15 protein-coding genes are annotated in these 14,683 nt (G+C 35.3%); 8 read left to right on the forward strand and 7 right to left on the reverse strand.

Going from position 1 to position 14,683, the window contains the following annotated elements:
- Positions 1-82: 82 nt before the first annotated feature.
- The 6 genes from hpt (at position 83) to AC5P2S_RS13400 (ending at position 4,829) form a co-directional block, all read left to right on the forward strand.
- Entirely contained in the window at positions 83-637 is a 555-nt protein-coding gene (gene hpt / locus AC5P2S_RS13375; protein WP_283416576.1) for a hypoxanthine phosphoribosyltransferase, read from the forward strand.
- A gap of 44 nt (positions 638-681) precedes the next feature.
- Entirely contained in the window at positions 682-1,260 is a 579-nt protein-coding gene (locus AC5P2S_RS13380) for an adenylate kinase (RefSeq protein ID WP_283416575.1), read from the forward strand.
- Between the two features lie 79 nt (positions 1,261-1,339).
- Entirely contained in the window at positions 1,340-2,323 is a 984-nt protein-coding gene (gene obgE, locus AC5P2S_RS13385) for a GTPase ObgE (RefSeq protein WP_494555209.1), read from the forward strand.
- A 19-nt stretch (positions 2,324-2,342) separates the two neighbouring features.
- Entirely contained in the window at positions 2,343-2,966 is a 624-nt protein-coding gene (locus AC5P2S_RS13390) for a porin family protein (RefSeq protein ID WP_494555210.1), read from the forward strand.
- Positions 2,967-3,008: 42 nt separating this feature from the next.
- Complete coding sequence (locus AC5P2S_RS13395; RefSeq protein WP_494555211.1) at positions 3,009-3,494, forward strand: DUF6438 domain-containing protein; 486 nt, start codon at positions 3,009-3,011, stop codon at positions 3,492-3,494.
- An 84-nt stretch (positions 3,495-3,578) separates the two neighbouring features.
- Complete coding sequence (locus AC5P2S_RS13400) at positions 3,579-4,829, forward strand: DEAD/DEAH box helicase (RefSeq protein ID WP_494555212.1); 1,251 nt, start codon at positions 3,579-3,581, stop codon at positions 4,827-4,829.
- Positions 4,830-4,859: 30 nt separating this feature from the next.
- On the opposite strand, the gene AC5P2S_RS13405 is transcribed toward AC5P2S_RS13400, so the two are convergent.
- The 4 genes from AC5P2S_RS13405 to AC5P2S_RS13420 all read right to left on the reverse strand — a co-directional run bounded on the left by AC5P2S_RS13405 (position 4,860) and on the right by AC5P2S_RS13420 (position 9,071).
- The gene (locus AC5P2S_RS13405; protein WP_494555213.1) at positions 4,860-5,624 is read right to left on the reverse strand and encodes a TatD family hydrolase; all 765 of its coding nucleotides are present in this window, start codon (positions 5,622-5,624) and stop codon (positions 4,860-4,862) included.
- 78 nt (positions 5,625-5,702) lie between these two features.
- A complete protein-coding gene (locus AC5P2S_RS13410; protein WP_494555214.1) occupies positions 5,703-6,653 on the reverse strand; it encodes a GSCFA domain-containing protein in 951 nt (316 codons plus the stop codon).
- Between the two features lie 77 nt (positions 6,654-6,730).
- On the reverse strand, positions 6,731-7,702 hold the full coding sequence (locus AC5P2S_RS13415) for a polyprenyl synthetase family protein (RefSeq protein ID WP_283416567.1): 972 nt from the start codon (positions 7,700-7,702) through the stop codon (positions 6,731-6,733).
- A 118-nt stretch (positions 7,703-7,820) separates the two neighbouring features.
- Positions 7,821-9,071 carry a Kelch repeat-containing protein gene (locus AC5P2S_RS13420; RefSeq protein WP_494555215.1) on the reverse strand — a complete coding sequence of 417 codons (1,251 nt, stop codon included), beginning with the start codon at positions 9,069-9,071 and terminating at the stop codon, positions 7,821-7,823.
- Positions 9,072-9,272: 201 nt separating this feature from the next.
- Between AC5P2S_RS13420 and AC5P2S_RS13425 the strand changes: the two genes are divergently transcribed.
- Together AC5P2S_RS13425 and AC5P2S_RS13430 are read left to right on the forward strand one after the other, a co-directional pair.
- Complete coding sequence (locus tag AC5P2S_RS13425) at positions 9,273-10,337, forward strand: sensor histidine kinase (protein WP_494555216.1); 1,065 nt, start codon at positions 9,273-9,275, stop codon at positions 10,335-10,337.
- Between the two features lie 25 nt (positions 10,338-10,362).
- Positions 10,363-11,001, forward strand: a complete 639-nt coding sequence (locus tag AC5P2S_RS13430) for a LytR/AlgR family response regulator transcription factor (protein WP_494555217.1) — start codon at positions 10,363-10,365, stop codon at positions 10,999-11,001.
- Here AC5P2S_RS13430 and AC5P2S_RS13435 read toward each other — a convergent pair.
- The 3 genes from AC5P2S_RS13435 to AC5P2S_RS13445 all read right to left on the reverse strand — a co-directional run bounded on the left by AC5P2S_RS13435 (position 10,998) and on the right by AC5P2S_RS13445 (position 14,648).
- A complete protein-coding gene (locus AC5P2S_RS13435) occupies positions 10,998-12,140 on the reverse strand; it encodes an inorganic phosphate transporter (RefSeq protein WP_283416563.1) in 1,143 nt (380 codons plus the stop codon). The two genes, AC5P2S_RS13430 and AC5P2S_RS13435, sit on opposite strands and share 4 nt — an antisense overlap.
- Before the next feature lie 24 nt (positions 12,141-12,164).
- Positions 12,165-12,803: a DUF47 domain-containing protein gene (locus AC5P2S_RS13440; RefSeq protein WP_120213539.1), complete on the reverse strand. Its 639-nt coding sequence runs from the start codon at positions 12,801-12,803 to the stop codon at positions 12,165-12,167.
- A 150-nt stretch (positions 12,804-12,953) separates the two neighbouring features.
- Entirely contained in the window at positions 12,954-14,648 is a 1,695-nt protein-coding gene (locus AC5P2S_RS13445; RefSeq protein ID WP_283416562.1) for a DEAD/DEAH box helicase, read from the reverse strand.
- Positions 14,649-14,683 lie beyond the last annotated feature (35 nt).

The raw sequence follows: 14,683 nt of genomic DNA on the forward strand, positions 1-14,683 counted from the left end.
TGTATTACTGATTTGTGAACATGGCAAAAAAGAAAATCGATCAATTGTTATAAAAACCTTATTTTTGTGCTTTGAAATATATATGGAGTCTATACAAATTCACGATAAAAGTTTCGTACCTTACCTGAAACATGATGAGATTCAGGAAATTATAAAACAATTAGCCCTTAGAGTTTACGAAGATTACAAAGATGAAACTCCTATTTTTGTAGGCGTTTTGAATGGTGTAATTATGTTCTTCTCAGATTTTTTAAAATATTATCCAGGAAAATGTGAAATTGCTTTTTTGCAGGTAAGTTCTTATTCCGGAACACAATCCACCGGTATTGTTTATAAAAAAATGGATCTTACGAAAGATGTTGTGGATCGCCATATCATTTTGATGGAAGACATTGTAGATACTGGGAATACTTTAGAAAACCTTTTTGAATATTTCAAAAGCACGCAACGTCCAAAATCATTAAAAGTGGCATCTCTTCTGCTGAAACCCGATGTTTTCCAGAAAGATTTTACTATTGATTATGTTGCGAAAGAAATCCCCAACAAATTTGTCTTAGGTTACGGATTGGATTATGATGAGCTAGGCAGAAACCTACCGGATCTTTATCAGTTAGAGGAAGGCAGAATCAATCATTAATCACTCAAGAAAAAGAAATAAATCATCAATAAATTAAAGAAATTATGATCAACATTGTTCTCTTTGGCCCTCCAGGAAGCGGAAAAGGAACCCAAGCCCAACATCTTATTGAAAAATTCAATCTGAAACAGATTTCTACAGGAGATCTTTTCCGTTACAATATGAAAAACAATACAGAACTGGGCAAATTAGCAAAATCATATATCGATAAAGGAGAACTTGTTCCAGACAAGGTAACAATAGATATGTTAATTGATGAGTTGAGAAAACCAACAGAAACCAACGGGTTTATTTTTGATGGTTTTCCCAGAACGGCAAATCAGACAGAAGCTTTGGAAACCATCGTGAAGGACGAGCTGGGAGCTGAGATCAGCATTTGTCTTTCTTTGGTTGTTGAAGATGAAGTTCTGGTACAAAGACTTCTTAAAAGAGGAGAAACCAGCGGAAGAACAGATGATTCTAACGAAGATATTATCCGAAACAGAATCAAAGAATATTACACCAAAACTGCAGAAGTTGCAGAATTATACAAAAAACAAGGTAAATATGTAGAAGTTAACGGGATTGGTGAAATCTCCGAGATCTCTGAAAAATTATTTGCTGAAGTAGAAAAGATTAAATAGAACTTGTTGATGGTTCTCAGTTGATGGTCTCGAAACAATCACTATCAACTGACAACTGGCAACTGACAACTAATAGATTATGTCCAATTTCGTAGATTACGTAAAAATTCATTGTAAAAGTGGTCACGGTGGTGCTGGATCAGCCCATCTCCGCAGAGAAAAATACATCCCAAAAGGCGGTCCCGATGGTGGTGACGGCGGACGTGGCGGCCATGTTATTATGAGAGGTAATGCCAACGAATGGACACTTCTACCCCTTCGCTACACACGTCACGTAAAAGCAGAGCGTGGAGAGAACGGTGGAAAAAATCAATTGACCGGCGCTTATGGAGCAGATGTTTATATCAATGTACCATTAGGAACCATTGCTAAGAATGAAGACGGTGAAATCATCGGCGAAATCTTAGAAGATGGCCAGGAAATCATTTTGATGGAAGGCGGAAAAGGAGGACTTGGAAATGAGCACTTCAAATCGTCTACCAATCAAACGCCAAGATATGCGCAGCCAGGAATGGAAGGACAGGAAGGTTATGTTATTTTTGAATTAAAAATCTTAGCAGATGTTGGTCTGGTCGGATTTCCGAATGCCGGTAAATCGACTCTGTTATCTGCAGTTTCTGCTGCAAAACCAAAAATTGCAGATTACGCTTTCACCACTTTAACGCCTAACCTTGGGATCGTGGAATGGAGGAATTACAAATCTTTTGTAATGGCTGATATTCCCGGGATTATAGAAGGTGCGGCTGAAGGAAAAGGTCTTGGCCACCGATTTCTTAGGCATATAGAGAGAAATTCGATTTTATTATTTCTCATTCCTGCAGATTCCGAGGATCATTTTCAGGAGTTCAAGATTTTGGAAAATGAGTTGAAAGAATATAATCCTGAATTGGTAGATAAAGATTTTATTTTATCTGTGTCCAAAGCTGACTTGCTTGATGATGAACTAAAAAAAGAAATCGCAGCAGAATTTCCGGAAAACAGACAACCATTATTTTTCTCAGGTGTTACAGGTGAAGGTCTTCAGGAACTGAAGGATGCTATCTGGAAAAAATTACACGGATAAAAAATAAAACTTATAACTCATGAAAAAAATCTCCTTGCTATTATTAATGGCAGTATCCTCTTTATCATTTGCACAAACTCATTTTGGTGTAAAAGCCGGATATATTAATTCATCTTTGCATCTGAAAGATTCGCCCGATACTTTTTGGGAAGATTATTCAGATTTCAAATCCAAATCTTATTTTTATGTTGGGGGTTTTGCAGAACATTTTTTTAATAAAAAATTCGCTTTGCAGGGTGAATTATTATTCTCGCAAATTGGAGGAAAAAGCCACGTTGAATTGTATGAATTAGTTGGAAATGAAATTATCAATGTAGGAGCAGTAGATCTAAAATTAAAATACACGCAGCTTCAAGTTCCTATTTCTGCCAAATACTATTTTGTAGATCGATTCGCTGTTAATGGTGGATTTAATTTTGCCTTTAATATCAGTACAAAAGCTGATTTTGAAGAATTGGGTTCTAGCGACATTGAAAATGTAAGAACTCTGAATGTGAACCCTTTCTTAGGCGCAGAATATTACATTACTCCAAATATTTTTGCTGATGCAAGATACAATTTTGGATTTGGCTATATCAACAAAAACGGCATCGATATGAGAAGTAGTTTTTTCCAAATCGGATTAGGTTATCGTTTCAGATAATTCGGAACAATTATTGAAAGCTTTATTCCGAAAAAATTTATTATGAAATATATATTAAGCCTTTTAGTTTTTGTGGGACTAATGTCTTGTACCACTTCCCAGACTACAAAATACTCTAAAATAGAATACGAAGTCGGTCCTTGTTTTGGATTTTGTCCGATTTATAAAATCACAATTGATTCTGACAGAACGGCAATTCTGGAAGCAGAACATTTTAACTTCTCTCAAGGCGAAGGTCGTGGAGATCTTGATAAACCAAGGGAGGGAACTTTTAAATCAACTGTCAGCAAAGATGATTATGATAAATTGATTGCTTTGACTGACGAAGCCAACATCAAATCTTTAAAAGACAAATACGAGGACAAACAAATTATGGATGCTTCCAGAACTCATTTGAGAGTTTATTTCTCTGACGGAGGCAAAAAGGACATCGCAATATCTGCAGGCGAAAAACCGGAAAAACTTACAAAACTTTACACCTACATTTCTGAATTAAAACAAAAACAGAAATGGGAAAAGATAAAATAATATTAATTATTTTTCAACTACCTTTGCAAAATACAATTCCTTCTGATTATGGAAGGAATTTTCTTTTAATTAAAAACATTTCAATTGAATTTTGAACAATTAGGTTTAATCAAACCAATATTAGACGCACTTAAAACCCAAGGTTACGAACAGCCGACACCCATCCAGGAAAAAGCAATTCCACCTATTTTACAAGGCAAAGATCTTTTAGGAAGCGCACAAACAGGAACAGGAAAAACCGCTGCATTTGCGATTCCTATTTTGCAAAATCTTTCCGACAAGCAACAATTTAGAAATCAAATCAAAGCTCTGATTCTGACTCCTACAAGAGAATTAGCCATACAAATCGATGAAAACTTCAAAGCATACAGCAAAAACCTAAAACTAAAATCTCTGGTGATTTTTGGTGGCGTAAAGCAGCATCAGCAGGAACAGGATCTTAAAAAAGGTGTTGACATTCTGATCGCTACGCCAGGAAGATTATTGGATTTTATTTCTCAGGGCATTATCAAACTTCATCACCTGGAAATATTTGTTTTGGACGAAGCTGATAGAATGCTGGACATGGGATTTGTTCACGATGTAAAAAGAATCCTGAAACTGCTTCCTGCCAAAAGACAGAACCTTTTCTTCTCCGCAACCATGCCGAAAGAAATCGCAAAATTGGCTTCTGAAATCTTAATAAATCCGGTAAAAGCAGAAGTTGCACCGGTTTCTTCTACAGCAGACACCATTCAACAAAGTATTTATTTCGTAGAAAAAGATAATAAAAATGACTTGCTGATTCATCTATTACAAGATGAAAAACTGGATCAGGTTTTAGTCTTTTCCAGAACCAAATATGGTGCCGACAAGATCGTAAAAAAGTTGGTTAAATCAGGAATTTCGGCTCAGGCAATCCATGGAGATAAATCCCAGAATGCAAGACAAAATGCACTGAACAATTTCAAGGAGAAAAAAACCAGAGTTTTAGTCGCAACTGATATTGCCGCAAGAGGAATTGATATCGATGAACTAAAATATGTTGTCAATTATGAATTATCCGACGTTTCCGAAACTTATGTTCACAGGATTGGAAGAACCGGAAGAGCAGGTTCAGAAGGCACTTCTTTTTCGTTTGTTGACGGTTTGGATTTAGCTAATCTCAGAAACACGGAAAAACTGATCGGGAAGAAAATCCCGGTGGTTAAAGATCACCCTTTTCATACTGATGATTTGGTTGAACAGAAAAGAGATAGCAATAACAAACCTTTTACACCAAAGCCCAAACCACAGCAGAAAAGTGAAATTGGATTTAAAAAGCCTAAAAATAAAGGATTTTTTAAAAAGAAATAAAAAAGAAAACCGGAAACAACTTCCGGTTTTTTATATTTTAAATAGTTTTAAAGCATTATCTGTCGTGACTCTGTCAATCTCCGTAAAATTAGTTTTATAAATATCTACCAGTTTTCCGGCAACTAATTCTAAGTAAGCGCTTTCATTTCTTTTTCCACGATAAGGCACTGGTGAAAGATAAGGCGAGTCGGTTTCCAGAACAATTTTATCTAACGGAATTTCGTTCAGGAATTGATCTATCTTACCATTCTTGAAGGTCACTACTCCACCGATTCCCAGTATAAAATTAAGATCAATTGCATGATTCGCTTGTTCCAGATTTCCCGAGAAGCAATGGAAAATCCCGCGTAGTTTCGGATGTTTTTTTCTTTCCAATACTTCAAAAGTCTCATCAAAACTTTCTCTGGTGTGGATGACTATTGGAAGATCTTTTTCTATCGCCCAATCGATCTGTTGTTCAAAAGCCTTGACCTGAATATCCAGAGTCGACTTGTCCCAATATAAATCAATACCGATTTCTCCAATAGCTACAAAATCTCTTTGATCCAGGTAATTACGAACCAGTTGTAATTCTTTTTCCCATGATTCCGGTTGGACAGAACAAGGATGCAATCCCATCATTGAAAAAATTGTTCCTGGATATTCGGTTTCCAGAAGCAACATTTTCTGATGTGTTTCCGAATCTATTGCCGGCAGGAAAAATTTTCCAACACCTTTATCCAAAGCCCGCTGAATCATTTCTGCACGGTCTTCGTCAAATTGATCAGAATATAAATGGGTGTGAGTGTCAATCATATTAATGATGAATGATGAGTGATAAATGATGATTCAAAATGTAAAAATTTATAATTCATCATTTATAATTAATAATTACTAAAATATTTTATGTTTTACTTTATTTTGTTGTTCCTTGATTTTAAGGTTGATTTTATCCAGGAACTCCAGATATTTTGGATTTTTATCATCCGCAGTTTTATGGTTCAGGGCTGTGATGATCTTATTATTTTCGTTAATAAAAACTTTGGTCTCATCTGAAAAATAAGCATTCCCGAATTTTTCCCAAATGTATTGCACTGCCTGTGAATTAGGGTGAATCAAATCGTCTTTGTAAAAACGGTAATCCCGCAGATCATCCATCAATATCTCATAAACAGGAAGATAATGGCAGTTTTCTTTTCCAGGAATTGTCTCGTGAATAGCTGTTATTAATTTTGATTTACTTAGTTGATTTTCAACAACTCCATCCTTTGTATGACGAACCGGCGAAACTGTAAATAAAATCTGGACATCATCCTTGCAGATATCTTTCAGAATGTCAATCGTTTGAGTGATTGATTCAGTTAGTTCCTGATGTGTCAAAAATCGTTTCTCAAAAAACTTTTGTGGAATCTTGTGACAATTGGCTGCTAATTTCTTTTTTGGAAGAAATTCATAGATGTAGGATGTTCCAAAAGTGATGATTACAAAACTCGTATTTTGTAAAAACTGATTGGCTTCTTCTATATTCTGATTGATTTTCTCAAGAGATTTATGTGCATATCTGGAATCAAAAGACGAATGATGATCCAGACTGATGTAATTATCATTGGCCAAGATCAAATCATTTTCCTGATATTCTTTGGCATCGTAAACTTGCTGAATCGCCTGAAAAACCGAATATGGATTGAAAATAGTTCCGAAAGGATTATTCAGAGTCTGAATCTGACCTTCAGAAAATTTCTCGTGCATCTCCGTTGCAAAGCAGGAACCAATCGAAAAGATACAGTCCTCGATTCCTATTTTTTTCCCACTTTCATTAATCTCTACTTCTGTCCTGAATTTCATTTTGCTAATTCATTGATTTGTTGATTTGGCAATGTGATGGATTAATTTTCAAATCATCGCATTATCAAATTATGATATTAACTCTCTCTTCTCAAAAGATAATTAGCCAATTCCCGGAATGGTAATTTCTTTTCGTCAGAAAGATTAATTTTATCAAGGTAACTTTGTCCTATCTCGTTATGTTTCTGAATTAATCTCAGAACTTTATCATCTACTTTGGTTCTACGAAAGATTTTCTCTACACTGTAAACTTTGTCAACATTATCTGTTTTTTTAGAATACCAGTAATTCAGTTCAGATAATTCTTCTTCGTTGGCGTGTTCAAGCGCTAAGAGATAAAGAATTGTTTTTTTATTTTCGTAGATATCACCTGCATGTTTTTTTCCAAATTGTTCCTGATTTCCGAATACATCCAGATAATCATCCATAATCTGGAACGCAATCCCGATATGTTTCCCGAAGTTATACATCGCTTCTGCATCTTCTTCCGAAGCTCCTGCAATCAATGCACCGATCTGGAAAGATGAAGCGCTTAAAACACCTGTTTTGAAGGTAATCATCTGGATATAATCATCGTAAGTCACATTCGACATATTTTCAAAATTGATATCGAATTGTTGACCTTCACAAAGCACAGCTCCGGTCTCAGAAAATATTTTGATGCATTTTTTGAATAATTCCGGTTCCAGATCCTCAAAAAACTGATAAGCTTTAATTAACAAGGCGTCTCCGGAAAGAATACCAACATTGATCCCGTGAAGCGTGTGGATTGTTGGTTTGTTTCTTCTCAATGGTGCTTCATCCATAATATCATCATGGATCAATGTGAAATTGTGGAAGAATTCTATTGCCAAAGAAGGCTTCAAAGCTTTTTCCAGATCACCCTTAAACAGATCGCAAGCCATCAGAACCATAATCGGACGAAGTCTTTTTCCACCATGTGAGATGATGTAGTTCATTGGACTATACAACTCGTCCGGCTTGTTGGTGAAAGTATGTTTCTCTATAGCGTCCGCTACAATTTTCTGATACTGATCTAGAAATTCCATTTAAAAAAACTTGTTTACGGCAAAAATACGATTTTTAAATACTTTTCAAATAAAATACTCCGACAAACTGCCAGAGTATTTTGTTTAGAGATGACTTCGATATTTTAACTAATAATTATCAATTCCTTATCTGAATTTTTCTTGAAACCGAGTTTTGATTTTGTTTCAAATTAATAATATATAACCCGGATTTAAAACCTTCATTTGCTAATGAAACGAAATGCATTCCTTTTTTATCCGCGATTTTTTTTTCTTTTTTGATTTTTCTGCCTTGCATATCCCATATTGTAAGATATGTTTCTCCATTTTCTGAGAGACAAAAATTAATCCCCGGACGATTTCCGCTTATCGTTTTCATATTTTTCAGTTGGCAGGTTTCAGAATTATCAGAAACAGATAAATTTTCCTGATTATAGATCTCCGTTTTTTTCAAATATTGCTGCTCAAATCCTCCGGAACAAATCAATTTCCAATTGCCATCCAGAAAAACTGAAGCTGCATTTCCTGTATTCCAAGCTGTGGGTTTATTCGTTAATTGCGACCAGGTATTATTTTCAACGTCAAAAAAATAATTTTCATTGGTATAAGTATCAAATGTATTATCGGTTGTTCCTCCTATAAGAATCAGTCCATTGTTCCAAGGCTGAAGTTCAAAAAAGGTTCTTGTCTGGCCGGGAAAAGAAGTTCCTTGTGTCCAATTGATAACCGAACGATTATTCTGATCTATCTCTCCAATCCAAACGTTGTTCCAATAAGTTGTAGAGAAAGTACCATTAGAGCCGCCAACATAAACCAATTTGTTACCCGAAATAGAAACTGCACCATAGGAAAGTGAAGTTCCCGGAGAGGGAACTGGGTTACATTCCCGCCATTTGTTTTTGTTGATATTATAGACAAAGGTTTTTTCCGAGTTATAACTTCCCACCACATAGATTAAACTGTCCTGGTAAGGGACCGCATCTCCATCTGTAAAGGACCTTGGAAAATCTGCTGCATTATTCCACAAATCATTTTCTATATTATACTTATACACTTTTCTAGTAACAGTTCCCGGTGTTGTGACCATTCCTCCGATGATGAAAATATTGTCTCCTATTCTTGCGCTTGCTGCGCCTAAAATCGGTGTTGGAACATTTTGTTTTGCATCCCAAACATTGGTTTTGATATTGTAACGGTAGGTTTTGTTGGAAATAATTCCCCGATCATTCCTGCCACCAATAATATACATATAGGCATTATCATTCGGATCAGTGTAAGAAATTGTATTTCCTGCTCTGATTCCTTCCGGCATATCTGCTCCTATTGTCCATTGTCCAAAGAAACCCCCGCAAAAGACAAACAATAAAATAAATGGTAATAATTTTTTCATTTTTTTATTAAAATTAATTAGTAAAAAAGATTGAAAAGACCGAGTTGCAGTACAAAACCTAAAGAGATTCATATACAACATTTTTTAATCTTTTTATAACATCCAGGCTGTTGATTTGAAAAATGTAGCCGTTGGTATATTCAAAAGTGTAATTGGTTAAAATTATTAACATCTGAAAGTTAAAAGATGTAGTTTTACCTTATGAAAAAACGGTTTGTCAGACATTTCACATTTTGGTTATTCTATTTGGTATTAGAAGTTTACACAGAATATTACTGGATGGAAATCCAGTACAAGCAATCTGTATATTCAACATTTGTTCACGCATTATTAGAGGAATTTTTGACGATATTAATCATCAAAATGCCGATGGGATATCTAATGCTGAATTTAATTTCAAGATTCAGGAATAAGAAAAATAACCTCAGATTGATTATTTTATTATCATTTATATTAATTGCATTTTCGGTTTTGGGTTATCTGTTTTTAGTTTACTTTATTGTGCCTTACATTTATCCGCATCTCAAGATTGTAGGAATATACGGTTACGGTGGAATTCTGAATTCTTTTATGGATAAGATTTTCCTGGCGTGTGTGATGATTGCTCTTTATGAATATTCAGCCGGTCAAAAAATGAAACAGCGCGAGTTAATATTAATAAAAGAAAAAACCGAAGCAGAACTGAGCTTTCTAAAATCTCAAATCAATCCGCACTTTTTGTTTAATACTTTGAATAATATTTATGCTCTAGCAAGAGAAAAATCAGATAAAACGGCTGATATTATTTTAAAATTATCCGGTCTTCTGCGGTTTATGCTATATGAGACCAGGGAAAAATTTGTTCCTATTTCCAAAGAGATTCAGTTCATCAATACTTATCTGCAAATACAGAAAATCCGTTTTGATGACCGATTGAAAATCGAATTTGAAAATCTTATAGACAATAAAGAAAAATTGGTTTTACCTTTGATACTAATTCCGTTTTTGGAGAATGCTTTCAAACACGGTGCAAGCGAAAGTACAGATAAAAAGTTTATAAACATCAATCTCGAACTCAAAGGTAATATATTGAACTACAGCATCATTAATTCTTTTGAAAATAATGAGATTGAAAAAAATACAGGTATTGGTCTGATTAATTTTGAAAGACAGCTGAAACTGGTTTACAATGATTTTCGTTTGCAAACCGGAGCAGAAAATAATATATTCACAGCATCACTCTATATTAACCTGAATTCTTATGAACCTGAAATGTATAATAATTGAAGATGAACCACTAGCTGTGAATGTAATGAAAGATTACATCCAGCAGGTTCCTTTTCTGGAACTCATAGCCGTCTGCAATGATGCAATAAGTGCAATGCAGAAGCTGAGTGAGCATCAAATCGATCTGATGTTTCTTGATTTGCATCTGCCGAAAGTCAAGGGCCTTGATTTCTTAGCTGCCATCAAAAATCCGCCAAAAGTGATTATTACGACAGCCTATCACGAATTTGCCGTGGAGAGTTATAAATATCAGGTTTTGGATTATCTTTTGAAACCCATTGAATTTGAAAGATTTGTGACTTCTGTTCTGAAAGCTTTACCCGTGGACTCAAAATCAGATAATCAAAAAACAAATGAACCTGAATTTCTTTTCTTTACGGTTAATAAGAAAAGAGCAAAAATTCAGGTTAGTGAGATTCTTTATATAGAAAGTCAAAAAGAGAACATCAAGATTGTTCTAAGAGAAAAGACAATCATTACCCGGCACTCTATTAGCGAACTTGAAAAAACTCTGCCTTCGGATTTTATTCGTATCCATAGGTCTTTTATTATTTCAAAAAACAAAATAGATACCTTTGATTCCCAATCTGTAGAAATTCAAAACAAATCAATTCCTATAGGAAGAAACTATAAAAACTATATTAAAGATTTATTAGAATATTAAAAAAACAACACTACAATCAGATAAGTAATCCCTGCGATAATTGCACTAATTGGAATTGTAAGTACCCAAGCCCAAAGTAAACTAACGGTAACACCCCATCTTACAGCTGATACTCTTTTTGTTAATCCAACACCAATGATTGATCCTGTAATGGTATGAGTTGTAGAAACCGGGATTCCCAAATGATCTGTAATAAATAATGTCACAGCACCTGCCGTTTCAGCGCTTACCCCTTCCAAAGGTGTTACTTTTGTAATTCTTGTCCCCATTGTTTTAATGATTTTCCAACCACCACTCATTGTTCCAAGACCTATTGCTAAGAATGACACAAACGGTACCCAAAGGTAATGCTGTGCAAAATAGGCAAATCTCTCGGCTTCAGGAATGCTAAGATATTGTGGGTCGTGTATCATATTAACATGAAAATAGATCATTGCTGCGCCAATAATTCCCATTACCTTCTGTGCATCATTGGTTCCGTGACCAAGACTGAATAATGCTGATGAAACCAACTGCAGCTTTTTAAATGCACGTTCTGCCTTGTGAGGATTTGATCTCTTGCAGATGTTTACAATAATCAATGTGATGATAATGGAAACAAACATTCCGATAAAAGGCGCCAGGAATATGAAAAGGAAAATCGGAATTACAACTTTATACTTAACGATATTTTGTGAGAACAGCTGTTTGAAAGACTGTGTCACAGTTTCAAAAAATGAATATTCCGGGTGCGTCTGTGTGATCACATGGTAATCTGTAATCAAAGCATGCATCAAAGCAGCTCCGATAAAGCCACCAATTAATGTATGTGATGATGATGACGGAATCCCGAACCACCAGGTAAACAGATTCCAGGCAATGGCTGCTACTAATCCAGCGAATATTACTTCCAATGTGATGAAGTTTTCATCCACGGTTTTGGCAATCGTATTACCAATTTTGAACTCGCCAACGACATAAGCGGCGATAAAAAAAGCAGCAAAGTTCCAGAGTGCTGCCCAAAGAACTGCCTGAAAAGGCGTCAAAACTTTTGTTGAAACAATGGTTGCGATAGAGTTAGCCGCATCGTGGAAACCATTGATAAAGTCAAATATTAACGCTAATGCGATAATAATAATTAGTAGAATTGGAAACTCCATCCGTTTTATTTTTTGATCTCGCTCTTATGCGTATTTGATAACTATGCTTTCCATTGTGTTGGCAACATCTTCTGCTTTATCAGTAACGATCTCCAGATAATCCAGAATAGATTTTTGCTTAATGATCAAGATAGCATCATTAGTCTCAAACAGTTTTACAATAGCCTGACTCAAAACGTCATCTGCGATATTCTCGTATGAATTGATCTTGATACAAGATTCTCTCACCTCATCAGGATTTTTGAAATCTTTTAGATTTTCCAAAGCTTTCTTAATTTCGAGGCAAGATTTGTGGATCAGTAATGAAAACTCCGAGTAAACCTTATTGTCCGGACTTTTATATAAATAAATATATTTTGCAGAAGCATAGATATAATCTGCGATATCATCTAAACCAGAAGCTAGATAATTGATATCTTCTCTGTCAAACGGTGTGATGAAATTTTCTCCCAATTGTACAAAAATCTCATGCGTAAGATCATCCAATTTGTGTTCGTAATCACTCATCTGATTCAACAGCGTTTCGTCATTGATATCAAACTCTAATAAACCTTCATGAAAAGTTTTTGACATCTCTACCAGGTTATCCGCTACGCGAAGAAACAAATCAAAAAAGATTTTATCTTTTGGCTGGAATGCTCTGAAAATATTACCTATTCCCATTTTTTAATGTTAATTTCTGCAAATATGATAAAAAACAAAAGGCGATGAAAATTTTTATGTTAAATAATTATTAAGATTAAAAACAAGAAAAACCTGTTGATTAACAGGTTTTTACATAATAATTTTCTAATTATAAACAAATATTGTTCATTAATTTGCAACTTCTGCACGCATTTCTTTTCCCCGAAATTTCATACTAGTTAATCCATCCAAAACTTCATTCTTGAATGACTTTTCGATTTCAAAGAAACTGAACTTGTCCAAGATTTCGATATCACCAATGTCAGCTCTCTTTTTGGATTTGGAAGTTGCCTTGTTGATGATCTCCAACATATCCATTTTTTTCAGTTGGTCTCTTTTTCCAAGATTGAAGAAGAATCTTACCATATCCTCATTCTTTCTTCTCGGTTTTCCACCTCTGTCATTTCTATCATTTCGGTCTCTTCTTTCTCTTTTTTCACCATTTCTCTCACGCTCTCTTCCTCTTTCTCTTCTGCTACCTCTATCGTCTCCTCTAGTATTGAATTCTTGCTGTTGGATATCGTTTCTGTCTTTATAATAAGTCGCAAGATCTTTCAGTTGGAATTGTAGTAACTGATGAACCAATTCTTCTTTAGTAAAGCTGGAAAGATCAGGAATCAAAGAATCATCAAACTCGAATATGTCTTCGTGTTCTGTCAATAATTTTTCGAAAACACCGCCAACCTGAGCTTTGATAATATCTTTTCCTGTAGGGATTTTCTTCTCCTCGATTTCGATTTTAGTTTCAGATTTGATTTGCTTCAATTTTCTGCTTTCTTCCGGCTTGATTAATGCCATAGAAATCCCGTCTTTTCCTGCACGTCCTGTTCTACCACTTCTGTGAACGAAAACCTCTGGATCATCCGGTAAAGAAAAATGGACAACGTGCGTCAAAGAATCCACATCCAAACCTCTAGCTGCAACGTCTGTCGCAACCAGGATATCAATGTTTTTCAATCTGAATTTCTTCATCACCGTATCTCTCTGTGCTTGCGAAAGATCACCGTGAAGAGCATCTGCAGCATAACCGTTTTGCATCAGGAAGTCTGCAACTTCCTGAGTTTCCATCCTGGTTCTGCAAAAGATAATTGAGTATTGGTTCGGATTAGCATCAATCAATCGCTTCAAAGCCTCTTTTTTCTGCCTGTAACCAACCACATAATATTCGTGCTTGATATTTTTCTTAACCGCATTGATAGACCCAACAGAAATTCTGTGAGGATTCGTCAAATAATTTTTAGAGATACGTTCTACTTCTTTGTTCATCGTTGCAGAGAATAAAAAAGTCTGTTTTGTATCCGGAGTTTCGCTAAGAATTGTTTCCAAATCATCTTTGAACCCCATTGATAACATTTCGTCAGCCTCGTCCAAAACAACCCATTGTACTTCAGAAAAATCTAAAGCTTTTCTGCCGATCATATCGATCACACGACCCGGAGTTCCCACAATGATTTGCGGTTTGTCTCTCAAAGATCGGATCTGATCCATAATACTGCTACCACCATAAACTGCTGTAGTTTTGATGTTTTTCAGGTATTTTGTATAATTTTTGATGTCTTTGGTAATCTGAAGGCAAAGTTCACGAGTAGGGCAAAGCACCAATAATTGGATTTTACGACTGTTGTCGTCTATCATATCCAAAATCGGAAGCGAAAATGCTGCTGTTTTGCCTGTTCCTGTTGCCGCAAGTGCGATGAGATCGCGAGTATCTGTAGAGATAAAAGGAATAGTCTGTTTTTGGATTTCTGTCGGCTCTACGAAGCCGAGGTCGCCAATCGCCTGAAGAACTTCAGCGCTAAGATTGGATTCCGTAAATAAATTCATTTAAAGATCGTCTAATTTGCTGCAAAGATACGAAT

Source organism: Epilithonimonas sp. 33E (assembly GCF_059372615.1).

Bases quoted from the DNA above. Each gene is read 5' to 3' on its own strand.
- hpt (WP_283416576.1), top strand. From the start codon at position 83: ATGGAGTCTATACAAATTCACGATAAAAGTTTCGTACCTTACCTGAAA.
- AC5P2S_RS13380 (WP_283416575.1), top strand. From the start codon at position 682: ATGATCAACATTGTTCTCTTTGGCCCTCCAGGAAGCGGAAAAGGAACC.
- obgE (WP_494555209.1), top strand. From the start codon at position 1,340: ATGTCCAATTTCGTAGATTACGTAAAAATTCATTGTAAAAGTGGTCAC.
- AC5P2S_RS13390 (WP_494555210.1), top strand. From the start codon at position 2,343: ATGAAAAAAATCTCCTTGCTATTATTAATGGCAGTATCCTCTTTATCA.
- AC5P2S_RS13395 (WP_494555211.1), top strand. From the start codon at position 3,009: ATGAAATATATATTAAGCCTTTTAGTTTTTGTGGGACTAATGTCTTGT.
- AC5P2S_RS13405 (WP_494555213.1), bottom strand. From the start codon at position 5,624: ATGATTGACACTCACACCCATTTATATTCTGATCAATTTGACGAAGAC.
- AC5P2S_RS13410 (WP_494555214.1), bottom strand. From the start codon at position 6,653: ATGAAATTCAGGACAGAAGTAGAGATTAATGAAAGTGGGAAAAAAATA.
- AC5P2S_RS13415 (WP_283416567.1), bottom strand. From the start codon at position 7,702: ATGGAATTTCTAGATCAGTATCAGAAAATTGTAGCGGACGCTATAGAG.
- AC5P2S_RS13420 (WP_494555215.1), bottom strand. From the start codon at position 9,071: ATGAAAAAATTATTACCATTTATTTTATTGTTTGTCTTTTGCGGGGGT.
- AC5P2S_RS13425 (WP_494555216.1), top strand. From the start codon at position 9,273: ATGAAAAAACGGTTTGTCAGACATTTCACATTTTGGTTATTCTATTTG.
- AC5P2S_RS13430 (WP_494555217.1), top strand. From the start codon at position 10,363: ATGAAAGATTACATCCAGCAGGTTCCTTTTCTGGAACTCATAGCCGTC.
- AC5P2S_RS13435 (WP_283416563.1), bottom strand. From the start codon at position 12,140: ATGGAGTTTCCAATTCTACTAATTATTATTATCGCATTAGCGTTAATA.
- AC5P2S_RS13440 (WP_120213539.1), bottom strand. From the start codon at position 12,803: ATGGGAATAGGTAATATTTTCAGAGCATTCCAGCCAAAAGATAAAATC.
- AC5P2S_RS13445 (WP_283416562.1), bottom strand. From the start codon at position 14,648: ATGAATTTATTTACGGAATCCAATCTTAGCGCTGAAGTTCTTCAGGCG.